We start from the raw sequence: 25,827 nt of genomic DNA, 5'->3' as shown, positions 1-25,827 counted from the left end.
AATTCTATGACTGTAGAAAATCTATCCAATAGAGATAAAAAACATTTATGGCATCCGCTTACACAGCATAAGTTGGGAAAACCCCAGCTGCCTATTGTAAAGGCTAAAGGAGCTGTCTTGTTCGATGAAGATGGAAATGAATATATAGATGCGATCGCTTCTTGGTATACGGTAATGTACGGCCACGCCAATGAACAGATTGTTTCTGCGATTACACAACAGATGCAAACCTTAGACTTTGTAATGTTTAGCGGATTAACGCATGAACCTGCAATTGAATTATCTGAAAAATTAATGGAAATATTGCCTAACAATCAGGCTAAGATTTTCTTTAACGATAATGGTTCAACGGCCGTAGAGGCAGCAATAAAAATGGCATTTCAATTTTTTCATAATAAAGGAGAGAAAAGAGATACATTAATTGCTTTTGAGGATGGATTTCATGGCGATACGTTTGGTGCAATGAGTGCATCGGGACTATCATCATATAACGGTCCGTTTGAAGATTTTTTATTAAAAGTAGAACGTATTCCCGTTCCAACAGAAGACAATTTAGAAGAGATTAAACAGCTGCTCTCTCAAATACTAAAGAAAAATAAATGCGCCGCTTTCGTATTTGAACCATTGGTACAAGGTGCGGCCGGCATGAAATTCCATTCGGCTAAAGGTTTAAATGAATTAATAGAAATTTGTCAAGAAGAACATATTTTATGTATTGCCGATGAAATAATGACCGGTTTCGGTAAAACGGGTAAAAATTTTGCTTCTGATTATTTGGAAAACAAGCCAGATATCATGTGTTTGAGCAAGGCTTTGACGGCAGGTATGTTCCCGTTAAGTATTACCAGTTGTTCTCAAGCGGTGTATAACGGATTTTTAAGTGATGAGGTGCATAAAGGTTTTTTCCACGCTCATACGTTCAGTGCTCACCCATTAGGTTGTGCAGCAGCTTTGGCAGGTATTAAATTATTGAACTCTCCAGAAATTGTGAAGAAAAGGTCAGCTATTAATATGGCTCACAATACATATGTACAAGAAATTAAATCACACCCAAAAGTTGCTGAAGTAAGGGTTAAGGGCGTAATTTTGGCCATTGACTTAAATATAGAAACAGAACGTTACGGTAATTTAAGAGATAAGCTTTATAGCTTTTTTTTACAAAGAGGCGTTTTATTAAGACCTTTAGGGAATACCGTTTATGTATTGCCTCCCTATGTAGTTAAAAAAGGAGAGCTTCAGAAGGTTTATCAGGCCATAACGGAAGCATTGAACACTTTTTAGAATAGACATTGAAAGAAAAAATATCAATAACGTCCATAGCTTCAATTTCACCTCTGGGGTCTAGTCTAGATGAAATTTGGAAAGCCTATCAAAATAACCAACATTATTTTTCACTTGAGAATATCAATGAAGCTAAAACCTGGGTTGCACCTTTAGCAACATCTGCGAAGGTAATGGTAGCATCATTACGAGGGTCTGATAGTAAATATAAAAAGTTAGATAATAGTGTGTTATTTGCTATGGTAGCCTCTAGGATGGCTTTTGAACAATCTGGTTGGAGTAATACTTCTGATTTTGGAATCAATATGGGTTCATCAAGAGGGGCAACCAAGTTGTTTGAAGAATATCATTCTGAATTTTTAAATACAGGTATTTCATCTACACTCAGCTCACCAACAACCACGCTAGGTAACATATCTTCATGGGTGTCTCATGATTTAGGGGCAAAAGGTCCGGACATTTCACATTCCATTACCTGTTCAACAGGATTACATTCAGTGTTGAACGGGGTAGCTTGGTTAAATAGCGGAATGTCTAGTAGATTTTTGGTAGGAGCTAGTGAAGCACCTTTGACCAATTTTACCATTGCCCAAATGAAAGCGTTAAAAATATACGCAAAAGCACCAACGTTAAACTCGAATTCGGTAGTCGATAAGGCAACAGTAATTGAGCGTAGCCAAAATTATCCTTGCCAAGCGTTAAACTTTGAAAAGGAATACAATAGTATGATTTTAGGCGAAGCGGCATCAGTTGCTTGTTTGGAAACAGGGATTGTTGACAATGCTCTGGCTGTTATTGAAGGAGTGGGGTTTGCAACGGAAATTTTAAAACATAATACATCAATTTCCGCAAATGCCGTTTGCTTTCAAAAATCTATGAAAAAGGCTTTGGATGAGATAAATCCTGCTGAGGTAGATGCCATTGTAATGCACGCACCAGGAACCATTAAAGGAGATTCATCAGAATATAATGCGATCAAAGAAGTATTTGGTGATGATATGCCGCAATTGACTACGAATAAATGGAAAATTGGTCATACGTTTGCCACATCGGGTATGTTAAATTTAGAATTGGCAATACTCATGTTACAGAATAATGAAATGGTCTCAATACCTTATTTGAATCAGAAAACGCATGAAAAAGACCTGAAAAAAGTGCTTGTAAATGCGGTTGGGTTTGGTGGTAATGCAGTAAGTATTTTGGTTTCTAAGAAAGAATAGAAGGTGTAAATCATTAATTTAAAAACCAACAATTATTTTTTCAATTTAAATTCAGTTATTTTTGAACCCTGGTAACAACCTAAGATTATATGAGCGAAGCAAGACATAATTGGTCAAAAGAAGAAATTTTAGAAATTTACAACAAGCCTTTAATGGAGCTACTTTACGAAGCTGCAACGGTGCATAGAAAAAATCACGACCCTAATACGGTACAGGTTTCTACATTACTTTCCATTAAAACTGGTGGTTGTCCAGAAGATTGCGGATATTGCCCTCAGGCGGCGCGTTATCATACAGATATTGAAGGAAATGATTTAATGGCCGTTTCTCAAGTAAAAGCTCAGGCATTACGTGCAAAAGCATCTGGTAGTTCAAGGGTGTGTATGGGTGCCGCATGGAGAAATGTTAAGGATGGTCCTGAATTTGAACAAGTATTAGAAATGGTAAGAACCATCAATAAGCTTGACATGGAGGTTTGCTGTACTTTGGGCATGATCACAGAAAATCAGGCAAAACGTTTGGCAGAAGCTGGTTTGTACGCTTACAATCATAATTTAGATACATCAGAGGATTATTATAAAGATGTAATTTCCACTCGTGCTTTTGAAGATCGTTTAGATACTATAGAAAATGTACGTAAGAGTAATGTAACCGTTTGTAGCGGTGGTATTATAGGAATGGGAGAGGCATTGGAAGATAGAGCAGGCATGTTGGTGGCGTTGACATCATTAAATCCACAGCCAGAATCAGTTCCAATTAATGCATTGGTTGCCATAGAAGGAACGCCAATGGAAGATATTGAGCCCGTATCTATTTGGGATATGATACGTATGGTGGCTACAACCAGAATTGTTATGCCAGAGACTCAGGTTCGTTTATCCGCTGGTAGAACAGAGATGAGTAGAGAAGGGCAGGCAATGTGTTTCTTTGCCGGAGCAAACTCTATTTTTGCGGGAGATAAGTTGTTGACTACTCCTAACCCAGATGTAAACGAGGATATGGAAATGTTCAAAATGTTAGGCTTAAACCCTCAAAAGCCGTTTACAAAAGTATCACAGCCAAAAACTGTTGAAGCAAAGGATTCTCAATTAAAACCAATGGGTGAAAAACCAAAATGGTCAAGACCGGGTCATTCAATTGAGCGTAATGAAAATGCCAAGCAAAAGGCTAAAATTGTTGAATAATACTACATTAATACATTTTTAAGAAGATATTTTCTTAACGTTAATTACCTTTGGCATCCCTAAAAAAACCAAGAGTAATTGAAGTTAGCAGACATTCCTAGGGTAAAAAATATTACTAAGGACGACTTTATAGAAAACTACTTTAAGCCTCAAAAGCCTGTTGTGTTAGAACAGGCTATTGCAGACTGGCCAGCCTTTACCAAATGGAATTTAGATTACATGAAAGAGGTTGCAGGGGATATTACTGTGCCCTTGTATGATAACAGACCGGTTCAGCATAAAGACGGTTTTAACGAGCCACATGCTAAAATGAAAATGGCGGACTATGTTGATCTTTTAAAAAAAGAGCCAACCAAATACAGAATTTTTCTTTGGAATATTTTAAAGGAAGTACCAGCCTTACAGAAAGACTATGCCTTTCCGGATTTTGGATTAAGGCTTTTAAAAGGGCTGCCAATGTTGTTTTTTGGCGGAAGAGATTCATACACCTTTATGCATTATGATATTGATTTAGCCAATATTTTTCATTTTCATTTTGATGGAGAGAAAGAAGTAGTGTTGTTTCCTCAATCTGAAACAAAGAAGCTTTATAAAGTACCACATTCTTTAATAACTCATGAAAGCATTGATTTCTCTAATCCTGATTATCAAAAGTGGCCTGCATTAAGTCATGCTAACGGTTTTAAAACAACATTAAAACATGGAGAAGTACTGTATATGCCAGAAGGGTTTTGGCATTATATGAAGTATATAACCCCGGGTTTTTCTATGAGTTTGCGTGCTTTGGCACGTAATCCCAAAAATTTAGGTAAGGCATTTTACAACATTTTGATAATGCGCCATTATGATGTATTAATGCGAAAACTCAAAGGTCAAGATTGGATAGATGCCAAGAATATCAGGGCGATTACTGACACCAATAAAAATGTTGAGGCATTAGATGAAAACTAAAGGTTCTTAGGGAATTAACTCTTGCAGTTTTTCATAGACCAAGTGACTTTCCCAGCCTCTGTATAGGAGGTAATCTGCTAATTTTTTTCTTCTTTTCTGGGTATTTGTTTCAGTAATTTGATCTAGTCTTTTTTTAGCCAGATGATCTAGGGTGGTTGAGTATGCTTCGGGTTCGATCTCTTTTAAAGCTGTAGTTATATTATATTTAGAAATATCTCTAAACTTGAGTTCACGTACAATTCTACTTTTGCCCCATTTTTTAATGTTGAATTTGCCACGAGCAAAACTTTTGGCAAAGCGCTCTTCATTTAAAAACCTGTCTTCAATAAGTTGGGCTATAATGGTATCTATAGCTATCGGTATCATACCCATATCCTTTAATTTAGAAACCACCTCTTTGTGACAACGATCTTGGTAGGCACAATAGCTTTCTATTTTTTTAGTGGCTTCTTGAACGGTGTAGCTTTTTGATTGTTGGTTCAATGGTGATATTTAAATAAAATTTAAAATTAGGAAGATACTTAGGCAAAGATATAAGCAAAAGCAAAACTGAGTAAAAATATTAAAATGCCAACAGCTATTCCTGCTCCAACTGTTATTAGTAAAAATAAAATAACCTTTAATATTGATTGACCAATGGTAAGTTTGTATAGTCTTCCATAAACATAAGTATAATATAATATCAATAAAGGATATATTAATAGAAACAAGCTAGGGTGAATCCAAATGGCTATAAAAAATATTAGAGAAGTAGTTAAAAAACTAAAACCTTGGATATAGCAATTGGCTACAATATGTTCCGCATAATTGTATGGCTTTCTGTATACTAAAAATGCTATCAATGTGTATATTGGAAGTAAAAGGATAACCATTAAGTTAAAGTACTTAAGTGCAAATTTTGAGCTTTCAGCTGATTTGGCCAACTGTTCTGCCTTAAATTCTGGATCTGCAAATGGTCCGCCCAGTGTTTCTGCATACCAATTAATTTGAGATTCATTAAAATCATTCATTACTGAAATGTATTCTTCATCAAAAGAATTAAATACAAACAAGTTAATAGCCATGCCTATAGTTAGAAATGCAAAAGGATTTAAGAATTTTTTACGTGTGCCGCTATAATATTCCCTAAGAAGCACTCCAGGTCTTAAAATCAAGTATTTAATGGTAACAAGGTACTTATTGTCCCACCCAATATAATTTTGAAAAGCGTCTTCTAGAATACGTTTAATCGTTATTCTTTCAGAGACTATTTTAGCACCACATTGATTACAAAATAAAGAATAGTTTACTAGAGCAGAAGAACAATTTTTGCAGGACATTTACTTTGGTTGGTTAGGAAATTGATGGTTAAAATACATAAAAACCTAAAACAAAAAAAGCGACTCTGTTTAGAGTCGCTTTTAGTTGTATAAAGTCTTATTGGCTTAATATATTGTTTTACCGTCTTTATTTTTAAAACGATATTCTAGATACGTATACGCATCGCGCGGTTGAATTTTAATCCATTTCTTATATTCCAAGAACCATTTTGTTCTCATTGATGGAAAACCTTTAGTGATATAGGCTGCTATAAAAGGGTGTATATTTAAAGTTATACTGCTATCCTTTTTAGGTCCTTTAAGAAGTTTTTCTAGGTCCGCTGTAATTTTATCTATTAAAACAATAGGTGCTTCCACCTGTTTCCCAGAATTATTTGGGTCCTCTTCAGTTGTTTTAATATTCATTTCAGGTCGTACCCTTTGTCGGGTAATCTGAATTAAACCAAATTTACTAGGAGGTAGTATTTTATGTTTGGCACGATCATCTTTCATCTCATCTCTAAGATGTTCAAAAAGCTTTTTTCTATGTTGTGGTTTTACCATATCAATAAAATCCACTACAATAATTCCGCCCATATCACGTAGGCGTAATTGCCTTGCGATTTCTGATGCAGACAAGAGATTTACTTCTAAGGCCGTATCTTCTTGATTTTTAGCTTTGTTTGATCTGTTGCCACTGTTTACGTCTATTACATGAAGTGCTTCGGTATGCTCTATTATTAAATAGGCGCCTTTGCTCATAGCGGCAGTGCGGCCAAAAGACGTTTTGATCTGTCTTTCGATTCCAAATTTTTCAAAAATAGGAACATTGGTGTTATAGTGCTTAACTATGCTTTCCTTTTCAGGAGCAATTTCGGCTACATATTCTTTTATTTCACTGAATAATGTAGCGTCATCAACATGTATTCCTGTGAAACTATCATTAAATACATCTCTTAAAATAGAAGATGCTCTATTAAGTTCAACAAATACTTTTGATGGTGTTTGGGCACGATGTAATTTTTTACACATTGCTGACCATTTGTTCAGCAAGTTTTCTAGATCTTTGTCCAGCTCTGCGACTTTTTGTCCTTCTGCGACCGTTCTTATGATAACACCAAACCCCTTGGGTTTAATGCTTCTAACAAGTCTTTTTAACCTATCTTTCTCTTCTTTGCTACCTATCTTTTGAGATACAGATACACGATCAGAGAAAGGAACCATTACCAAATAACGCCCGGCAATTGAAAGCTCGGAACTAATTCTTGGTCCTTTAGTGGATATAGGCTCTTTTACAATTTGAACCAATAAAGATTGGTTTGCTTTTATGACATCGGTGATAACACCATTTTTGTCAATATCGGTCTCGAACGGAAAATTACCTAAGGAGTAATCTTTTAATTTTCCTGTGCTCACTTGTTTAATGAACTTAAGCATTGAAGATAATTGAGGACCAAGGTCGTGATAATGCAAAAATGCATCTTTCTCATAACCAACGTTTACGAACGCTGCGTTAAGACCGGTCACGGGCTTTCTTATTTTGGCAAGAAATATATCTCCAACAGAGAAATCATTACTGTTTTCCTCTTTGTGCAGTTCAGTGAGTTTTCCGTCCTTTAACAAGGCAAAGTCAACAGATTGCGAACTAGATCTTACGATTAATTCTCTATTCACCTGAATATATTTTTAGTTGTTCCAACTATTGTATAGGGAACAAACTGATTAAACAATACCATAGACAAATACTAGTGTATTTGCCGAAATCCAAATATTGGATCTCTATGTCAATGAACGTTTTTTAAAAAGAAAAAGTAGTTTTTAAAACTACTTTTTCTTGTGTCGGTTAGCTCTTCTACGCTTCTTGCGCTTGTGTGTAGCTACCTTATGTCTCTTTCTTTTCTTACCGCTTGGCATAAAGTTCTTTTTTTAAGATTAATTATTTTACGTGTACGTTGCTCTTAACTCCTTCAACGAAAACCTTTGCAGGCTTAAATGCAGGAATGTTGTGAGCGGGTATTTTAATAGTTGTGTTCTTGGAAATATTTCTACCGGTTTTTTCAGCTCTTGTTTTAATGATAAAACTACCAAAACCTCTTAGGTAAACATTGTCACCACTTTCTAATGATGTTTTTACCTCTTCCATAAAGGATTCAACAGTTGCCTGTACATCTCCTTTTTCAATTCCCAGTTTATCTGAGATCTTCGATACAATTTCCGCTTTCGTCATCTTTCAATATTAGATTTTCTGTATGTTTTTTCGGGTTGCAAATATATAAATTAAATTCAATCTTTCTTTCTAATGGGTTAATTTTAAGTGTATAAACTGCTACTTTTATAACTTAGTATTGAAGAGCATGTCATTTTCGGGTAAAATTTTAGATTGGTATCATAAAAATAAACGTGTTTTACCATGGCGTAAAACCACTGATCCGTACAAAATATGGCTTTCTGAAATCATTCTTCAGCAAACACGAGTAGCTCAGGGAACCCCGTATTACTTAAGGTTTGTGGAAATTTTCCCTACCGTTGGTGATCTTGCCAACGCAAAAGAAGAGCAGGTTCTTAAACTCTGGCAAGGACTTGGGTATTATTCTAGGGCCAGAAACCTACATGCTGCCGCAAAAATGGTTATGGGCGAATATAAAGGTAAGTTTCCAGATAATTATAAGAAACTTTTAACACTGAAAGGGGTAGGTGATTACACTGCCAGTGCTATTTCTTCCATTTGTTTTAATGAACCACATGCAGTTGTAGATGGTAATGTGTACAGAGTATTGTCTCGGTATTATGGTATAGATATCCCTATAAATAGTACAGAGGGCATTAAATATTTTAAGTCTTTGGCCCAAAAGGTTATGGACCCTGAAAATATAAGGGACTACAACCAAGCTATAATGGAGTTTGGTGCAATGCAATGCTCGCCCAAAAAACCTTTGTGTTTACTTTGCCCATTGAGTGAAAGTTGCGTTGCTTTGGAAAAAGGCCTGGTTGATCAATTGCCAGTAAAACTTAAAAAGACAAAAGTTAGTAATAGGTACTTCAATTATCTTATACCTATATATAAGGATGCAAAAAATAATAAGTTTACCATATTGCAACAGAGAAAGGGTAAAGGTATTTGGCAAAATCTTTGGGAGTTTCCTTTAATAGAGTCAAAAGCATCTTTGGAGCTCAATGATGTTATTGCAGGTAGTAATGCTGTTTTTGATGGGGCGGTCGTAAAAGATATACATATATATAATGATATGGATATAGTGCATAAATTGTCCCATCAACATTTACATACCAAATTTTGGATAGTTGATATTGAGGCAGATTTAACCAATAAGATTCCTGTTGAAAAAGTAACTGAATTTCCTGTGCCGGTTTTGATCGCAGATTTTATAAAAGCATTTAAATTTTAGTACTTTTGATTTTTATATCTTTAAGTTATGAGCGGTACATTAAATAAGGTAATGTTAATAGGGCATTTAGGCGACGAAGTTAAAATGCATTATTTTGAAGGAGGCGGTAGTATTGGTAGGTTTCCAATTGCTACGAATGAGACGTATACCAATAAATCTACCGGGGAAAGGGTTACCAATACAGATTGGCACAATATAGTGGTGAGAAATAAAGCTGCTGAAATCTGTGAAAAATATCTAAGTAAAGGTGATAAGGTATATGTTGAAGGAAGGTTGAAAAACCGTCAATGGCAAGGTGAAGATGGTAATACTAGATATTCAACAGAAGTACACGTGCAAGATTTTACGTTTTTGACTACCAAAAAAGAAGGTATGCAAAATAACGGTGGAGCTGCACCTAGTCAGCAAAAACCCGTAAGTACTGAAAATAGAACGCCATCTAAATCTTCAGCACCTGTAAGTCAAGAGGATGATGATGATTTGCCATTCTAACAATATTAAATAGCAGCTATTGGATCCAGACCCCATACCGTTTTTAATGACAACATTGGTTGTAAACGGTGTTTTTGCAATGAATATAATTGTACTATGTGTACTTCTTCTTTGCTCTGCACTAATTTCAGGAGCAGAGGTGGCCATGTTTGGTTTATCCACAACCGAAATTAAAGAATTGCAAGATGAGAAAACGGCAAAAAGTGCTATTCTCATTAAACTATTGGAGCGCCCTAAAAAACTATTGGCGACCATTTTAATAGCTAACAATGCTATTAATATTGGTGTTGTTTTGTTGTTCAGTGTAATTGGTGACACGTTATTTGAAAATGTTAATCAGATATTGTTCGGGGTGGTGTCCGTTCGTTTTTTATTAGAAGTTGTGGTAGCAACATTTTTAATATTGATGTTCGGTGAAATACTGCCAAAGGTGTATGCCAATAGAAATAGAATGAGTTTTTCACACTTAATGGCTTTCCCTTTAAGGATATTGGACTTTATATTTTCACCCTTAAGTTTGCCAATGCGCTCCGGTACCTTGTTCTTATATAATAAGCTAGGTAAACAGAAATCTAATTTAAGTATCGATCATTTATCCCAAGCCCTGGATTTAACTTCACAAGGAGATACTACAAAAGAAGAAAAGAAGATTTTAGAAGGTATTGTAACTTTTGGTAATACGGACACCAAGCAAGTAATGCGTCCCCGTATAGATATTTTCGCTTTAAATGAGCAAATGAAATTTCCTGAAGTTTTGGGAGAAATTAAAAAGCACGGTTATTCTAGAATTCCTGTTTTTGGTGAGAATATAGATACTGTGAAAGGGGTTCTTTACGTAAAAGATTTACTTCCGTACTTAGACAGAAAGACCTTTAATTGGATGACCCTTATAAGAGAGCCATACTTTGTGCCCGAGAATAAGAAATTAGATGATCTCTTATCCGAATTTCAAGAAAAGAAAAATCACTTGGCAATTGTTGTTGACGAGTATGGGGGCACATCAGGTTTAGTGTCCTTAGAAGATATTATTGAGGAAATAGTTGGTGATATTAGTGATGAATTTGATGATGAAGACCTTATTTATTCCAAATTGGATGATTTCAACTATGTTTTTGAAGGAAAAACACCTTTAAAAGATTTTTACAGGGTTATCAAATTAGAGGATACGGATAACTTTGAGGAAAACAAAGGAGAGTCAGAAACCTTGGCCGGATTTGTTTTGGAAAAAGCTGGCAGTTTTCCTAGACGTGGAGAAAAGATATTGTTTGGGTCATACACTTTTGTAGTAGAGGCCATGGATAAAAAACGATTGAAACAAATAAAAGTAACCTTACCACATGAAGAGTAAGTCATTAGTAGGATTTTTTATAGTATTTCTTTTAATGCTCAGTTGTAAAGATGAGCCGGTAATTCCAAAGCCGAAAGCTAAAATGAGATTAGAGTATCCACAAGGTAAATTGGCGGACTTAGAAACCGAGAACTTCAGTTTTAAGTACAATCAGTTGGCAGAAGCAGAACCTAATGGCGATCAGGCATATACCATTTCGTACCCTGAAATGAAAGGAGCCATTTTTTTAAGTTATAAGAAAGTTGATGGTAATTTATCTCAGTTGATTCACGATTCTAAAAGGTTAAGTTATGAACATGCTGCGAAAGCTGACAATATTGTAGAGCAGCCATATGTAAACCCAAATGAGAAAGTGTATGGTGCCTTGTTTGAGGTGCAGGGCAATGCGGCTTCTCAATCCCAGTTTTTTGTAACGGATAGTACTGAACATTTTTTAACGGGCTCTGTATATTTTTATTCACGGCCTAATTATGACTCCATTCTTCCTGCCGCTTCATATCTTCAAAATGATATAAGAAGTATCATTGAGACCTTAAGGTGGAAAAATAAGTAACTGATATGACCAGCCAAGACCTTTTAGATTGCCATAAAAGAATTACTCCGTTTGTTCACAATACATCCGTATTAACATCTAGATTAATTGATAAGGAAGTTAATGCCCAAGTGTTTTTTAAATGTGAAAATTTTCAAAGAGCTGGGGCTTATAAAATGCGAGGCGCTACTAATGCTATTCTACAGTTATCCGAAGAACAAAAGAAAAGCGGAGTGGTAACCCATTCATCAGGTAATTTTGCCCAGGCTTTATCTCTTGCAGCCCAGAGTGTTGGTGTTACTGCCCATATTGTAATGCCCAATACGGCTCCAGAAGTAAAAAAGGTTGGGGTTAGGGAGTATGGTGGTAAAATCTATGAATGTGAGCCCACAGTAGAAGCAAGACAGGCTTTGGCAGATGAAATAGGATTAAAAATGGGAGCAACTTTCGTGCATCCGTCCAACGATAATAATGTTATTTTAGGTCAAGGTACCGCTGCATTGGAGTTACTGGAAAAACAACCCGATTTAGATTATATATTTTGTCCGGTAGGTGGCGGTGGTCTTATTGCGGGTTCTGCTTTGGCGGTAAAACATTTTGGTAATAACTGTAAAGTCTTTGGAGCGGAACCATTTGAGGCAGATGATGCCTACCGTTCATTACAAAGTGGCAAAATTGAGAGTAACGAAACTACCAATACCATTGCGGACGGATTAAAAACGATGTTGGGAGATAAGAATTTCCCGATAATAAAAGAGCTCGTTAGCGGTATTGTTAGAATTACTGAAGATGAAATTGTAACCGCTATGAAATTGGTCTGGGAACGTATGAAAATTATCATAGAACCCTCTAGTGCCGTTACGGTAGCTGCGGTTGTGAAACAATCAATGCAACAACCGGAAATTTTTCAGAACAAGAAAATAGGTATTATCATTTCTGGAGGAAATGTAGATCTTTCTAAATTACCCTTTTAAGCACTAAGTTTATTTTTTACTTAGAATTTTTTCAGCATTTGCAATACTGGAATTGATATTCTCTTTTACTTGCTTTACTTTTTCTTCCTCTTCTAAAAGCCATTTTTTCTTTTCATCGGTTAGATCTTTTCCGTTCAAAATTTCATCGGCATCAAAGCGGTCTCCAAAACCTTGCATCCAATCCATCATAGATCTATTAGCTTCTTGTAAATCTTTCATTGCCTTGAATTCAACTGACTCCACACCTAAGGAATCTGCCATTGGCTTTAGTTGACCAACAAGTTTTCCTAAAGTTCCCATTTTGGGCATCACCTCGTCATGAATGGCCATTACTTCGGACATTTTTGAAGTTTCTGTTTCCGTCTTTTTGGATTCCTTGCAGGAGGTAAAAGATATAAAGATGGCTATGGTAGCTATGTAAAGAATATTTTTCATTTTAGTTTTCTTGTGGGGTAACAGAAGTTATAGTGTATTCATAGTTTTTAACTTTTGTACCGGTAATAATTGATTTTACTTCTTCAATTGATATTAAAGAAGGGTCAAAAACGATATTTCCATTTTTATTGTTAAAACTGATATCAGCGGAAATTACGCCATCTTTCTCTTTAAGGTTAGATGCTATTTTATCTGCACAACCTTCTTGGCAAGCCATACCGTCTATACCAATTTCTACAGACTTAGTTATTCTGTTTTCTAATTTAATAATGCTCGCAGGGTTTTCTTGTGCCAATGAAACTGTTGTGGTCAAGGTGAAAACACTTATGAATAGAGCCAATATTTTTATTCTCATGATGCTAAGATTTAATGAATACTACTGTGAAGTAAATTCAGTTATAGCGTAAAGATACCAATTATGTAAAATCCATTTAAAAATCATTTGTAAAAATAAATAGCTAACCAGATGATTTTTTTGGAAAAAACCTCACTTTTGTTCTAAATCTAAACAATTGAAGAATATAGATCAAAAATGGATTTACCTAATAATTCTGTCATTTATTTGGGGTTCATCCTTTATTCTTATTAAAAGATCATTAGTAGGTTATACGCCATTACAGGTAGGTGGGTTGCGCATTGTTTTTGCATCATTGCTTTTGTTTGTGCTGGGATATAGATCATTGAAAACCTTATCTAAAACAGATTGGAAATGGGTTGTTATAGCAGGGCTCTGTAGTTCGTTTTTTCCACCTTTTTTCTTTGCACTTGCACAAACGGAAATCAGTAGCGGCATCACCTCAATTTTAAACTCGGTAGCACCTTTGTTTACAACAATGGTAGGTATTGCTCTTTTTGGTTTAGCGTTAAAAGGAAGACAGGTGATTGGTGTTCTCATTGGTCTTTTTGGTACTGTGGTATTAATAGCTGCCGGTATGGAAAATAATACGGATCAAAATTATTGGTATGCCTTCTTTATTATATTTTCTGCATTAGGGTACGCATTCAATATTAATATTATTAAGAAATATTTGTCTCATTTGAGTCCGTTGGCGGTTACCACGGCAAGTTTTGGTGTTGCGTTTTTTCCTGCTTTGATCATTCTTATATATTCTGGAGTATTTAGACTGTTTGCCGGTAACGACGGTGCTATGAATGAAGCGGTGTGGTATGTAATGGCACTGGCATTTTTAGGTACCGCTTTGGCAAATATTCTGTTCAATAAATTAATAAAGCTATCTAGTCCGGTATTTGCGGCATCGGTAACCTACTTAATTCCCTTAGTGGCTGTTTTATGGGGTTTTTTGGATGGAGAGAATATTAGTATACTTCAATTGTTGGGAGGTATTATTATCTTATTTGGGGTATGGTTAGTGAATAGAAAAAAAGTTAGTTCGGCAAAAATAACTACGTGAACTGTAACAATATCGTCATATGGTTGTCTTTGAATTGAACTAATCAAAAAACTGAAGATCATGAAAAAAATAGTATTTGTCATATTGGCGGTCACTTTTGCGATCGGTAATATTCATTCTCAAGAAAAAACGTTCAACGTAAAGTCATTTGATAAACTAATTGTAAGTCCGCACATTGAATTGAATCTTGTAGAGGGTGAAGAGGAAAATGTGGTTGTTGATAATGCAAAAGTTCCTTTAGAAAAGATAAATGTTGAAGTGGAAGGAAGAACCTTAAGACTGTATTTGGAAGGAGCTAAAGTGGTTACAAAATCTGAACGTATTTCAAATGATAACTGGCGCGGTAGTAAACCTTTGTACAATGGTACCATGGCTACTATTACCGTCACATATAGAAAATTGGAAAATCTTTCTGTAAGGGGAGAAGAGATCGTAAGGTGTAAAAATCTTTTTAATGCAGATGATTTTAAAATGTCCTTGTATGGTGAGGCAAAAGTTTATTTTGATGAGGTTTCTATAGACGAATTAACCGTGGCAATTTATGGTAGTAGTTATTTGGAAATTGGCGGAGGTAGTGTAGCTCGTCAGGTTTTTAGGGCTTATGGTGAAAGTGAGGTAAATACCGAAAGTATGATTGCCGATGAAACTAAAATTACTGCTTACGGAGAAAGCAATTTTAGAGTGAACGTAGTAGATAGGTTGAAGGTAACTTGCTATGGAGAAACAAATGTAAATTATACCGGTAACCCAGATGTGGACAAGGGCTTAATATTTGGCGAAGCCAGAATTAGAAAGATAGGTTAGAAGAAAGTAATTGTTTAAAACAAAAAACCCGCTTTTTAGCGGGTTTTTTTAGTGATGGTATGCTCTATGTTATTCAAAATCGGATGGAGAAACGCCATCGTTGATCTTGATTTCAGAAACTATGAATTCAAATGACTGAGGACCCACGGTCTGTATAATTTTGAAAGGGAACATAATGCCAGACACCTCTTTATAATCCTCAAAATTAGTGATGCTTGAGATTTGTTGTCCTTGCATTTCATTTGTGGTGATCTCTTGAAGTTTCAATCCAGTTTCCACATCATAGAAAGCAGATTTCTTTTCGTTGATCGTAACTTTATAGGCATTTTTATCGCCTACCATTTCCATTCCTTCTAAAGAAAGTGATTTAGCCTTTAGGTACCGAAGTTCGGATATCGGGGTAGATTCTCCTTTGAAAGTAACAATTTCTTCTTCGCCAAGATCTTTACGTTGACCTTGTACAACCGTATAACCGCTATCACCATTAAGAACTTGCTTGCTAACTGAATTCCCCATCATTTGTACATCTTGCATCAATTGGTAATTAGATGTTTTTTTGATGTTTAGGTTAAGCTTCATGCCCTGCATTTCAGCTTCGGCCATCATGGCGAATGTTTTTACGCTTTCAAGTTTGTCTTTTCCGCCAACAGCTGCTACATACTTTTCAATGATGGATTGTGCAGATACACCTTCCGGTACGGTAACTTCATAGTTGGGTGTTTCAACGCGATCTACAGTTTTTGAATAAGCAAGTACAGGCAATTTTTTACCTTTAAATTGTACCTTCTGAAGGTTGCTTAGAATCTCACTTCCTTTGCCAACAACAATTACACGGGCGTTATCAACATTAAAGTATTTTTTTGCGGCAGCCTCAACTTCTTCTTTGCTGATCTTTTCCAATTTTTCTAAAAAAGTCTTGTAGAAATCTTTTGGTAGATTTTCCTTTTCAACGTTCAGGGCGTATCTGGCAATAGTCTCTGGGTCTTCAAGAGCCATAATAAAACTGCCGGCATATAAAGCTTTGGTGTTTTTTAATTCCTCATCTGTAACAGGTTTAGAAGTTATAAGCTCAAGCTCTTTTAACATTTCAACTACGGAACTATCGGTTACCATATTTCTAACTTCTGCAGATGCCCTAAATCTAGACGGGCCATATTTGTCGTTCCCAATAGAAGAATAGGCACCGTAAGTGTAACCCTTGTCTTCTCTTAAATTAGAATACAACCTGCTATCAGATCCTCCGCCCAATATTTCATTGGCTAAAAGTGCGGCGATATAGTCATCGTCCTTCATTTTAAGATTTACGATATTTTGTACCGTAATTTCAGATTGAACCGCATTGGGCATATCAATAAAATTGATTTGGGTATTTGGTACGTTCTTTGGTTGAGAGTAAGAGAAACTTGGTGGTACCGCTTTGGTCCAAGAGGTAAAGTATGTTTCGGTCAATGTTTTTACTTCATCAAAATTTACGTCACCTATTACAATTAAATAAGCATTGGCGGGAACAAAGTATTCTCGATAAAAATCTTCAACATCGGCTAGGGTAACATTGTTTACGGTTGACTCTGTCGTGAATTCCCCATAAGGATGATTTTTACCATAGGCTAAGGCTCTTTGCGCTCTGCTTGATATAGATGAAACCACTTTCTCTTCAGATTTAAGTCCGGTAATAAGTTTGTCTTTTTCTTTATCAAATTCCTCCTGCGTAAATTTTGGATTAATAGCGGCATCCGCCATAAGTTCCATCATTCTTGCAAAGTATTTTGAAAGCGACTGAGCATATGCCCCTTGTGAGCTAAAATAAAGTCTAGCACCTAAAAAGTCGATTTCTTCGTTAAAGGCTTCTTTTGTTATGGTTTTTGTGCCTTGTCCCAAAAGACTGCCGGTTAAACTGGACATACCGACCTTATTACCTTCTAAAATTGGAGGATTATCAATGGATAATTGAATAGATACCCTTGGAAGTTTATGATTTTCTACCACTAGTACTTTTAAACCGTTATTCAGTTTAAAGGATTGTGGTGTGCCTAAATTTACTTCAGGAGCAGGTCCTGGTGTTGGCATTACTGTACGGTCTACTTGTGCCTGTATGGCAATAAAGGAGAACAATGCTAAGAGTAATATATATGTATTTTTCATGGTCGTGTTTAGTTTGCGGTATTTTGTTCAGGTAAATATTCTAGTACCAATCTTTGGTTGGGTTTCAAATACTTTTGGGCCACTTCTTGGATCTCTTCTCTAGTTATGGATCTATAAACTTCTATTTCTTTGTTGATCAAAGAAGTATCGCCGTAGAGCATATAGTATTCAGCAAGTGAGTTTGCAATGCCCTCAACGCTAGAATTACTGTTTACAAACTGGTTCTCAAACTTATTCTGTAGTTTTTGATAATCGTTTTCGGAAATTAAATCAGTTCTCAATTTCTCTACTTCCTCTTCAATAGAGTTGTTAAGAGTGTTTAAACCTGTTTCACCTACGGGTAGCGCAAAAATGATGTACATACCATAATCTTCTAAAGTAACGGGTATGGCACCAATTTGTAAAGCCTGCTTTTCATCGTCTACCATCTTTTTATATAGTTTGGATGATGGTCCGTCGCTGAGGTAGGTGGAAATCATTTCTAAAACTTGGCTATCTCTATTTCTGAGTCCCGGAGTTCTATACGCAATCATAGAAGCCGGAATCTGAATGTTGGAGTCATAAGCTTTTGCATTGATTTCGGTAGTTATAGGGTCTTCTTTAGGGAAATTTCTGGTGATTTCTGCACCTTTTGGAATATCCTTGAAATAATCGGAAATCAATTTTTTGGCATTGTCTTTCTCAAAATCCCCGGCAATGACCAATACGGCATTGTTTGGAGAGTAAAACTTTTTCTTAAAAGCAATAAATTCGTCTAAAGTAGCGGCATCTAAATCTGCCATTTTGCCAATTACGGTTTCTTTATATGGATGATTTTGAAAAAGGTTTTTCTTGATATTTTCTATAAATTTACCATAGGGAGAATTATCGACACGAAGCCTCTTTTCTTCTTTAACTACTTCATTTTGAGTGTCCACCCCTTTTTGATTGATAACTGGGTGCAGCATTCTCTCAGATTCTAGCCAAAGACCTAATTCTAAATTGTTAGAAGGGAATACTTCGTAGTAGTAGGTTCTGTCCTCATCAGTGGTAGCGTTTCCTGAGCCACCGTTAGAAGAAACAATTTTGTCCCATTCCCCTTTTTTAATATTCTCGGTTCCCTCAAAGAGTAGGTGTTCAAAAAAATGGGCAAAGCCCGTACGTTGTGGATCTTCATCTTTAGATCCTACATGGTATAGCACCGAAATGGAAATTAGCGGTGCGGTGTTGTCTTGGTGTAAGATTACATGTAGGTCATTGTCTAGGTCATACTCTTCAAAAGCGACCTCTTGTGAGATTCCGGCAAAAATGGAAAGGCACATTGCCGAAACCAGTAGTGATTTCATTTTCATTGAAACTGTATTAGGTTAGTGTTTAAATACTTTGTTCCATTGGTATATTTAAATACCATTTTGTTACAATAATTTTTGTTTTGTAGGAACAATCTTCAAATTTAGTATTCTTTAACATATTATTTCAAATTATTTATTGTTTATTCATTATCTTAAAAGAGTAAACAAAAATAAAATTCAGATGAACAATTTCGCCCTTCCTATAAGATTTGGTATCGCCGCCAGTGGTAGTTTAATCGCTTATTTTTTGGTATTGTCTCTGTTTGGTCTTCATGTAAACGTTTTTTATAGCCTGTTCAATGCAGTTATTACAGGGTTTGCCATTTATGAGGCCATAAAATATTATAAACTAAAAAAGGGAGATACGTTTAATTACTCGGGCGGTTTCATGGCCGGCTTGATCACCGGTGGTGTAGCAACCTTGCTATTTACACTTTTCTTTGCCATATATTCCACAGAGCTACAACCCGGTTTTTTAGAACAATTATCAACAAGGTGGGCAAATACCTATAAAAGTTTTGAGGCTATTGTTTTTTTAGTAGTAGCCACTATGGGCTTTACAACAAGCCTGGTTTTAACACTTGCTTTTATGCAACTGTTTAAGACTTCGAATACTACAAAAATAAAGAGTGCATAAAATTCTACAAAAACGCTTGTAAATTCACGATTTAGAACTATATTTGCACCCGCCTATGGAAAAAATCCATCAGGTTTAATAATACATTTAACAATATGTACGCAATTGTAGAGATGGCAGGGCAGCAGTTTAAAGTTGCAAAAGATCAGAAAGTGTACGTTCACCGTTTACAAGTAGAAGAAGGTAAGAAAGTTACTTTTGATAACGTTCTTCTTTTAGATGATGGTTCGAGCGTAACTATCGGCGCCCCGGCTATAGACGGAGCCGCAGTAGAGGCTAAAGTCGTGAAGCACCTAAGAGGTGACAAAGTAATCGTTTTTCATAAGAAAAGACGTAAAGGTTACAAAAAGAAAAATGGACATCGTCAATCTCTTACCGAGATAGTGATCGAGTCTATTATTTCTAAAGGAGCTAAGAAAGCAGAAACTAAGAAAGCAGCACCAAAAGCTAAGAAGGCAGATGGTAAAGCGGCACCAGTTGATGTTTCTGTAGCATCTAAACCAAAAGCAAAGAAAGCTTCTGGTAAAGGTGATGATTTAAAAAAGATTGAAGGTATTGGTCCAAAAATAGCCGAAACCTTAAATAATGCAGGTATTTCTACTTTTGCTGATTTAGCAAAAACAGACGCAGCTAAAATTTCTGAAATTATTGCTGACGTTCGTGGAAATCACGTAACCGATACTTGGCCAAAGCAAGCTGAATTAGCTGCTGACGGTAAATGGGACGAGTTACAGAAATGGCAAGACGAATTAGACGGTGGTGTAGCTAAATAAGCTAGGTCATCAAAGTATAATAATATTTAAAACCTCAGACAATGGCACATAAGAAAGGTGTAGGTAGTTCTAAAAACGGTAGAGAATCAGAATCGAAACGATTAGGAGTTAAGATTTTTGGTGGTCAAGCTGCTATCGCTGGTAACATTATCGTTAGACAGCGTGGAACAAGACATAATCCTGGTGAAAATGTTTATGCAGGAAAAGATCACACATTACACGCACGTGTAGATGGTCTAGTGAAGTTTGAAAAGAAAGCAGGTGGAAAATCATATGTTTCCATTGAGCCTTTTGAAGCTTAAGCTTAAGACAATTTATTTAAAAAACCCTCTTCAATACTGAAGAGGGTTTTTTTATGGTATAATTTTAAATTGAGTCAGCAAACTCTATATTCTTGGAGAGTTGTGGATGTAGAAGTAGGGTATTAATCAATTGGATGTTAGTATTCGGCTCGTTGTTCCGGATTACCTTTATAGAAGCTCCGTAGGTACCACCATATTCCTCGTAATTGTCAATATAAAAATTGTGCTTTTTAATATATAAATCCTTTAATTCTATTTGTTTATTGTCGATTAGTTTAATCAAATTTTTTGAAAGATTGTTGATAATAGTTTTTTGTTTTTTATTTAGACAATACACTGAAGGTATTAGTGCTCGTTGTTTGAATTCTAGCTTTATAAGAATTTTTCCTTTCGGTACGTAATCTCTGGTATGTCTTTTGTGAGCTTTTAAATGCTCCAATAACCTTTTTTTTAAATCGTTTTGATAAGTATTCCGTAGAATTTCTAGTTCTAACTTAATATTATTAGGAATGTCCTTTTCAATAGTTTCTCGCCAATTACATAAAACAGGCAAGTGGTGTTTGATTAGGTAATCTAAATAACTCTCAATTTCTTTTATTTTTTGAATTTTCCCTTTATTCTCATCATCGAAATAAGAGATTCTAAGCTTTTCATTATGCTCTTGCCATTCTAAATATTTCTTAAATTGTTGTTCGTTTAATATAGATTTTTTAAAAGATTTTTCTAATTCCCATTCTTCAAATTCGCCTAAAATTTCTCCTTTAGAATCTTTACTGGTTTTGTTTTCTCTGTAATTATAAATTAACTCGGCTTGCTCGTTTGTTAAATTAAGAGATTCATTGATATTAACTATCAATTCTATTTGACCTTTTTTAATCCAATCTTCATTTAATTGATCTACCCTGTAAAACTCTTTTAATTGTTCTTGGTTTAGGAAAGTTTTTAATTTTTCATGGGCTATTTTTAAATATAAATTACGTCTATGGTTTATTTTATAATCTTCTACTTTGTAACCAGATTTATCACTTGTTTCCCATTGAATTTTTTGCAGTATTTCTTGAAGTTCTACTAATTCATTGTCACTCAATTTTAAAGAAGCGTATTCCTTTTGTTTGATTTCAAATCTTCTTTTTTCAAAATCTTGTTTTTCGTAATTACTTTTTACCTCTTGTTTTATTTCTCTAAATTGACTTCTTTGTTTAACGTTTAATTTTCTGTAAATGGTCTTATAATAACGACAGCGTTCTGTTTTTTCATCATAATCAGGATCAATACTCCATGTATAATCTTTAAGCCACTTATAGGTGAGTTCATCAATTTCAAGAATCTGCCTTTTGGATAAATTTAAATGCTCGCCATACTGATCTGTAAATGTTATTGTATTCTTAATTTTGGGATGGGCCATAGCGTAAGAATGTAATGAACAAGGTAATTCACTTTAAATATAAATATTTTAGAGTAGTTACAATAACTTCTCACCAATCTCAAACCAAGTATTAACACGTTCAAAACCTTTTGTATTTACGTTGTGTGGAGAGGTGAATTGTAGGCTTCTGCCTTCAAAATTCTCTAAATTAAAACTACGGTCGTCTATGAGAACATCTCCTTTAAGAATGTGCTTATGACCACATAAAATGCGATTTTGCCAAGGAATAAAAGGAAAGTGTTCATCTAGCCATTCACTTTTTTCTTCTAATGAATTAGGAAATTGCATAGCTGCAGATGCTATATATACCTCGTGCTTATCGGCTAATCGTGCAAGTATTTCTTGACTGCCGGCAATCGGCTTTAAATTTCTAAAAAAGCCTCTTCTAGTGGCGTGCTTTCTAACACTGTCCTGGTGTGCTTCTGGCACCATATGCCATACCTCTGATCCTTTACATATTTCTGAAGTGAGCTCACCTTTAAACTCTGTATTGTAAATTTCTATATGGGCACCGTAGGTATCGGCTATGACCTCATCCATATCAACAAATATTATCATAGTGCTATATTTTAAACCAAGTACGTGAAAATGTAGGTAAGAGAAAAGAGATAACCCAATTGTATGTGCTTATGACTTTAATCTTAAGGAAAATATAAGATTGATTTAAAACTTAATGAATAACTTTAAGAAAACATTTCAATTAAATATCTCTATGGAAAGTAAAAAATTACCGAATTCTGCATTCATTTATGTGTTGTCCGTTCTTAGTTGTATTATCTGTTGTCTTGGCGGGTTTGGCATTATACCCGCAGTAATTTCTTATTATTTAGCTTCAAAATCTGAAGGAATTTATAAAATGAATCCTGATGGTTATGACAATTATGGTATTATAAAAAGGGGTAAAATAATTGCGATTATAGGGATAATTTTAAATATTATAGTAATTGGTATTACCATTTGGACGTTGAGCACAATTGGATGGGATGCATGGTCTAAGGAGTTCGTAAGAAAATGGAATGAGGGTATGCAAAGTGGTCAAGGTTATTAATATTGTTACGATAGCAGTATGTTATAAAATGCCCGTTTTTCAATATTAATGGATACCGTTAATAATTGATTTTTATCAGATTACAATTTTTGGGGTTAATGATTATTTTGTACAACTAATTCTAAACAATTAAAATCATGAAAAAATCAGTTATCTGTATTGCTATGGCCGGCACATTATTATTTTCTAGTTGCTTGGGCTCTTTTAGCGCTTTCAATAATTTAAAGGACTGGAACCAAGGAGTCTCTGATAGTAAGTTTGTAAATAACCTGGTATTTTGGGGGTTGAACATAATTCCTGTTTACGGACTATTCTTTTTGGGCGATGCCATTATTTTCAATGTTATCGAATTTTGGAGCGGATCTAACCCAATTGCTATGGAAGAAGGAGAGTCTGAAACTCAAATGGTAGAAAGAGACGGTAATACCTTTGAAATGACCGCTACTAAAAATAGGATGCAGGTAACTGTTGTTGATGGACCTAAAAAAGGTAAGAAAATTGATTTGGTATATAAGCCAAGTGAAAAATCATGGAATGCGGTAAGACCTAATGGTGAGATTATAAAACTATCATCTTTTGAAGAAGGTTTTTACATTGTTTACATGCCAAACGGTAAAGAGGTGAAAATTGATCCGTTAAGTTCTAAAGAACAAGGTTTGGCTCAATTAAAGGAGCAAACAGATTGTTATTATTTGGAAGGTATGTTGGCAGAAAACAACTAACTAGAAAAGCATAAAATAAAAAAAGGTCTCGATAACATCGAGACCTTTTTAATTTACAGGATTATAATTTAGTATCTATAGTAATCAGGTTTAAAAGGACCTTCAACCGTAACACCAATATAATCAGCTTGGTCTTTCTTTAATTCGGTCAATTCTGCACCTAAACGAGACAAGTGTAATTTTGCAACCTTTTCATCTAAATGCTTTGGTAACATATATACTTCGTTCTTGTAGTTTTCACTATTCTTCCAAAGTTCAATTTGAGCCAAAGTTTGGTTGGTAAATGAATTACTCATTACAAAACTAGGGTGTCCGGTAGCACAACCTAGGTTTACCAATCTACCTTCAGCCAAAATGATAATATCTTTACCATCAATAGTGTATTTATCTACCTGAGGCTTAATTTCATCTTTAGTGCTTCCGTGGTTTTTGTTCAACCAAGCCATATCAATTTCATTGTCGAAATGACCAATGTTACAAACAATGGCTTTATCCTTTAGAGCTTCAAAATGTTCGGCTCTAATAATATCCTTGTTTCCAGTAGTGGTAATTACGATATCTGCATTACCAATAACGGTTTCCAATTTTTTAACCTCAAACCCGTCCATACAGGCCTGTAGTGCACAAATAGGATCAATTTCCGTAATAGTAACAATAGAACCGGCACCCTTAAAAGAAGCAGCGGTACCTTTACCAACATCACCATAACCGGCTACAACAACGCGCTTGCCTGCAAGCATGGTATCCGTAGCTCTACGTATAGCATCAACAGCACTTTCTCTACAACCGTATTTGTTATCAAATTTAGATTTGGTTACAGAATCGTTTACGTTAATAGCGGGCATAGGTAAAGTACCATTTTTTACGCGCTCATATAAACGGTGTACTCCTGTAGTGGTTTCTTCTGAAAGTCCCTTAACATCAGAGGCCAATTCTGGATACTTATCCAAAACCATGTTGGTAAGATCACCACCATCATCTAAGATCATATTCAATGGTTTTCTGTCCTCGCCAAAGAATAAGGTTTGCTCAATACACCAGTCAAACTCCTCTTCGTTCATACCTTTCCAGGCATAAACAGGTACACCTGCGGCAGCAATAGCGGCAGCGGCTTGATCTTGGGTAGAGAATATATTACATGAGCTCCAAGTAACATCTGCACCCAATGCGGTTAAAGTTTCAATTAAAACGGCAGTTTGTATGGTCATATGAAGACAACCTGCAATACGTGCCCCTTTTAGAGGTTGCTCGTCTTTGTATTCTTCACGAAGGGCCATTAGGCCTGGCATTTCAGCTTCTGCCAATTCAATTTCTTTTCTTCCCCAATCGGCAAGGGAAATATCCTTTACCTTATAAGGCACATACGGAATAGTTTTCGTGCTCATATCTTTATAATTTTATACTTTCGTTAATCTATGTACAGCAATTTTTAATTCGTGCAAAGGTACGAATAACACTAAGAATCCCATGCCGCTTTACAAAACTATAACAGTAAACAAAGAAACCTCTGTAGCTATATGGAAGGTAGAAGAGACAGAAGAACATCTTTGGAAAGGAGTTGAACTTACTGATCATTGCCAAAATAGGTTCAATGGTATGAAGTCTGATCTTCACCGTAAGGCATTTTTAAGCATTAGACATTTATTGGCTTTGTATAATTATGTAGATGCCGATCTGGAGTATGATGATAATGGGAAACCACATTTAAAGGACGGAAATTTTATCTCTATTACGCATTCCCATAATTTCACGGCGATAATAATAAGTGAATCCGAAGAAGTAGGTATAGATATTGAAATGCAGCGCGATAAAATATTGCGAATTGCACACAAATTTACACCGTTTGAAGAGTATAGAACTTTGGCTAATACAGCAGCAATAATCAGAAAACTGACCATAGTGTGGGGCGCCAAAGAATCTTTATATAAAATTTATGGGCATAGAGGCGTAAGTTTCTTACATCACATCAACGTTCAAGATTTTATATTTAACGCTGGGCGGACAACGGCGCAAATAATTTTTAACGGGCAATCTTCGGACTATGGAATCAAGTTTTTGGAATTTGAGGATTTCACCTGTGTTTATGCCATTAGAAATAAAAATTAATATTT

At 35.4% G+C, this 25,827-nt stretch carries 28 protein-coding genes; 17 read left to right on the top strand and 11 right to left on the bottom strand.

Annotation, left to right across the window (positions count from 1 at the left end):
* Positions 1 to 6: 6 nt before the first annotated feature.
* The 4 genes from bioA (at position 7) to YQ22_RS06645 (ending at position 4,636) form a co-directional block, all read left to right on the top strand.
* The gene (bioA, locus tag YQ22_RS06660) at positions 7 to 1,281 is read left to right on the top strand and encodes an adenosylmethionine--8-amino-7-oxononanoate transaminase (RefSeq protein WP_071340555.1); all 1,275 of its coding nucleotides are present in this window, start codon (positions 7 to 9) and stop codon (positions 1,279 to 1,281) included.
* Between the two features lie 8 nt (positions 1,282 to 1,289).
* Positions 1,290 to 2,501: a beta-ketoacyl synthase N-terminal-like domain-containing protein gene (locus tag YQ22_RS06655; RefSeq protein WP_071340554.1), complete on the top strand. Its 1,212-nt coding sequence runs from the start codon at positions 1,290 to 1,292 to the stop codon at positions 2,499 to 2,501.
* Positions 2,502 to 2,590: 89 nt separating this feature from the next.
* Positions 2,591 to 3,685: a biotin synthase BioB gene (gene bioB, locus YQ22_RS06650; protein WP_071340553.1), complete on the top strand. Its 1,095-nt coding sequence runs from the start codon at positions 2,591 to 2,593 to the stop codon at positions 3,683 to 3,685.
* A 78-nt stretch (positions 3,686 to 3,763) separates the two neighbouring features.
* Positions 3,764 to 4,636 (top strand): cupin-like domain-containing protein, encoded by an 873-nt coding sequence (locus YQ22_RS06645; protein WP_071340552.1) that lies wholly within the window; start codon positions 3,764 to 3,766, stop codon positions 4,634 to 4,636.
* Positions 4,637 to 4,642: 6 nt separating this feature from the next.
* On the opposite strand, the gene YQ22_RS06640 is transcribed toward YQ22_RS06645, so the two are convergent.
* The 4 genes from YQ22_RS06640 to YQ22_RS06625 all read right to left on the bottom strand — a co-directional run bounded on the left by YQ22_RS06640 (position 4,643) and on the right by YQ22_RS06625 (position 8,161).
* Positions 4,643 to 5,119, bottom strand: coding sequence for a regulatory protein RecX (locus tag YQ22_RS06640; RefSeq protein WP_071340551.1), 477 nt, complete (start codon positions 5,117 to 5,119; stop codon positions 4,643 to 4,645).
* A 38-nt stretch (positions 5,120 to 5,157) separates the two neighbouring features.
* Complete coding sequence (locus tag YQ22_RS06635; protein ID WP_071340550.1) at positions 5,158 to 5,955, bottom strand: DUF3667 domain-containing protein; 798 nt, start codon at positions 5,953 to 5,955, stop codon at positions 5,158 to 5,160.
* Between the two features lie 105 nt (positions 5,956 to 6,060).
* Positions 6,061 to 7,608: an Rne/Rng family ribonuclease gene (locus tag YQ22_RS06630; RefSeq protein ID WP_071340549.1), complete on the bottom strand. Its 1,548-nt coding sequence runs from the start codon at positions 7,606 to 7,608 to the stop codon at positions 6,061 to 6,063.
* A gap of 262 nt (positions 7,609 to 7,870) precedes the next feature.
* Entirely contained in the window at positions 7,871 to 8,161 is a 291-nt protein-coding gene (locus tag YQ22_RS06625) for an HU family DNA-binding protein (protein WP_027065813.1), read from the bottom strand.
* A 127-nt stretch (positions 8,162 to 8,288) separates the two neighbouring features.
* Here YQ22_RS06625 and mutY point away from each other — a divergent pair, with 127 nt between their 5' ends.
* From mutY to YQ22_RS06600, 5 genes are read left to right on the top strand one after another with little or no spacing between them, the layout of a single operon-like run.
* Entirely contained in the window at positions 8,289 to 9,338 is a 1,050-nt protein-coding gene (gene mutY / locus YQ22_RS06620) for an A/G-specific adenine glycosylase (protein ID WP_071340548.1), read from the top strand.
* Between the two features lie 27 nt (positions 9,339 to 9,365).
* Positions 9,366 to 9,830: a single-stranded DNA-binding protein gene (locus YQ22_RS06615; protein ID WP_058104872.1), complete on the top strand. Its 465-nt coding sequence runs from the start codon at positions 9,366 to 9,368 to the stop codon at positions 9,828 to 9,830.
* Positions 9,831 to 9,849: 19 nt separating this feature from the next.
* Complete coding sequence (locus YQ22_RS06610; RefSeq protein WP_058104873.1) at positions 9,850 to 11,178, top strand: gliding motility-associated protein GldE; 1,329 nt, start codon at positions 9,850 to 9,852, stop codon at positions 11,176 to 11,178.
* Positions 11,168 to 11,731, top strand: coding sequence for a gliding motility lipoprotein GldD (gene gldD, locus YQ22_RS06605; RefSeq protein WP_058104874.1), 564 nt, complete (start codon positions 11,168 to 11,170; stop codon positions 11,729 to 11,731). The genes YQ22_RS06610 and gldD overlap by 11 nt, the downstream gene beginning before the upstream one ends.
* Positions 11,732 to 11,736: 5 nt before the next feature.
* Positions 11,737 to 12,684, top strand: coding sequence for a pyridoxal-phosphate dependent enzyme (locus tag YQ22_RS06600; RefSeq protein ID WP_071340547.1), 948 nt, complete (start codon positions 11,737 to 11,739; stop codon positions 12,682 to 12,684).
* A gap of 9 nt (positions 12,685 to 12,693) precedes the next feature.
* On the opposite strand, the gene YQ22_RS06595 is transcribed toward YQ22_RS06600, so the two are convergent.
* Both YQ22_RS06595 and YQ22_RS06590 read right to left on the bottom strand, forming a co-directional pair.
* A complete protein-coding gene (locus tag YQ22_RS06595; protein ID WP_071340546.1) occupies positions 12,694 to 13,119 on the bottom strand; it encodes a hypothetical protein in 426 nt (141 codons plus the stop codon).
* 1 nt (position 13,120) lies between these two features.
* Positions 13,121 to 13,474 (bottom strand): heavy-metal-associated domain-containing protein, encoded by a 354-nt coding sequence (locus YQ22_RS06590; protein ID WP_071340545.1) that lies wholly within the window; start codon positions 13,472 to 13,474, stop codon positions 13,121 to 13,123.
* A 157-nt stretch (positions 13,475 to 13,631) separates the two neighbouring features.
* Between YQ22_RS06590 and YQ22_RS06585 the strand changes: the two genes are divergently transcribed.
* A complete protein-coding gene (locus tag YQ22_RS06585; protein WP_071340544.1) occupies positions 13,632 to 14,531 on the top strand; it encodes a DMT family transporter in 900 nt (299 codons plus the stop codon).
* A gap of 60 nt (positions 14,532 to 14,591) precedes the next feature.
* Complete coding sequence (locus YQ22_RS06580; protein WP_071340543.1) at positions 14,592 to 15,335, top strand: head GIN domain-containing protein; 744 nt, start codon at positions 14,592 to 14,594, stop codon at positions 15,333 to 15,335.
* Between the two features lie 69 nt (positions 15,336 to 15,404).
* Here YQ22_RS06580 and YQ22_RS06575 read toward each other — a convergent pair whose 3' ends face one another.
* A complete protein-coding gene (locus YQ22_RS06575; protein WP_071340542.1) occupies positions 15,405 to 17,477 on the bottom strand; it encodes a M16 family metallopeptidase in 2,073 nt (690 codons plus the stop codon).
* 8 nt (positions 17,478 to 17,485) lie between these two features.
* Positions 17,486 to 18,802, bottom strand: a complete 1,317-nt coding sequence (locus YQ22_RS06570; protein ID WP_394332430.1) for a M16 family metallopeptidase — start codon at positions 18,800 to 18,802, stop codon at positions 17,486 to 17,488.
* A 187-nt stretch (positions 18,803 to 18,989) separates the two neighbouring features.
* On the opposite strand from YQ22_RS06570, the gene YQ22_RS06565 reads away from it, so the two are divergent.
* The 3 genes from YQ22_RS06565 to rpmA all read left to right on the top strand — a co-directional run bounded on the left by YQ22_RS06565 (position 18,990) and on the right by rpmA (position 20,520).
* Positions 18,990 to 19,445, top strand: coding sequence for a DUF4199 domain-containing protein (locus YQ22_RS06565; protein WP_071340540.1), 456 nt, complete (start codon positions 18,990 to 18,992; stop codon positions 19,443 to 19,445).
* Between the two features lie 95 nt (positions 19,446 to 19,540).
* Complete coding sequence (gene rplU, locus YQ22_RS06560; RefSeq protein ID WP_058104883.1) at positions 19,541 to 20,218, top strand: 50S ribosomal protein L21; 678 nt, start codon at positions 19,541 to 19,543, stop codon at positions 20,216 to 20,218.
* Between the two features lie 41 nt (positions 20,219 to 20,259).
* Positions 20,260 to 20,520: a 50S ribosomal protein L27 gene (rpmA, locus tag YQ22_RS06555; protein ID WP_013992723.1), complete on the top strand. Its 261-nt coding sequence runs from the start codon at positions 20,260 to 20,262 to the stop codon at positions 20,518 to 20,520.
* Between the two features lie 64 nt (positions 20,521 to 20,584).
* Here the strand turns inward: rpmA and YQ22_RS06550 are convergent, their stop codons facing one another.
* Together YQ22_RS06550 and YQ22_RS06545 are read right to left on the bottom strand one after the other, a co-directional pair.
* Positions 20,585 to 21,925, bottom strand: a complete 1,341-nt coding sequence (locus tag YQ22_RS06550; RefSeq protein ID WP_071340539.1) for a hypothetical protein — start codon at positions 21,923 to 21,925, stop codon at positions 20,585 to 20,587.
* A 57-nt stretch (positions 21,926 to 21,982) separates the two neighbouring features.
* Entirely contained in the window at positions 21,983 to 22,504 is a 522-nt protein-coding gene (locus YQ22_RS06545) for a 5' nucleotidase, NT5C type (protein WP_071340538.1), read from the bottom strand.
* A 154-nt stretch (positions 22,505 to 22,658) separates the two neighbouring features.
* Here YQ22_RS06545 and YQ22_RS06540 point away from each other — a divergent pair, with 154 nt between their 5' ends.
* Together YQ22_RS06540 and YQ22_RS06535 are read left to right on the top strand one after the other, a co-directional pair.
* Positions 22,659 to 22,994, top strand: a complete 336-nt coding sequence (locus YQ22_RS06540) for a CCC motif membrane protein (RefSeq protein ID WP_071342523.1) — start codon at positions 22,659 to 22,661, stop codon at positions 22,992 to 22,994.
* A 137-nt stretch (positions 22,995 to 23,131) separates the two neighbouring features.
* Positions 23,132 to 23,716: a DUF3332 domain-containing protein gene (locus YQ22_RS06535; protein ID WP_058104886.1), complete on the top strand. Its 585-nt coding sequence runs from the start codon at positions 23,132 to 23,134 to the stop codon at positions 23,714 to 23,716.
* A 68-nt stretch (positions 23,717 to 23,784) separates the two neighbouring features.
* Here YQ22_RS06535 and ahcY read toward each other — a convergent pair whose 3' ends face one another.
* Positions 23,785 to 25,101, bottom strand: coding sequence for an adenosylhomocysteinase (ahcY, locus tag YQ22_RS06530; protein ID WP_071340537.1), 1,317 nt, complete (start codon positions 25,099 to 25,101; stop codon positions 23,785 to 23,787).
* Positions 25,102 to 25,183: 82 nt separating this feature from the next.
* Between ahcY and YQ22_RS06525 the strand changes: the two genes are divergently transcribed.
* Complete coding sequence (locus YQ22_RS06525; RefSeq protein WP_058104888.1) at positions 25,184 to 25,822, top strand: 4'-phosphopantetheinyl transferase family protein; 639 nt, start codon at positions 25,184 to 25,186, stop codon at positions 25,820 to 25,822.
* Positions 25,823 to 25,827: the final 5 nt, after the last annotated feature.

Origin of the sequence: Maribacter sp. 1_2014MBL_MicDiv, from assembly GCF_001865655.1 — a bacterium.
In the GTDB taxonomy this organism is placed as follows: Bacteria; Bacteroidota; Bacteroidia; order Flavobacteriales; family Flavobacteriaceae; genus Maribacter; species Maribacter dokdonensis.
The sequence above is the reverse complement of the archived record's forward strand: the minus strand, read 5'-3'. Positions and strand labels throughout refer to the sequence as shown.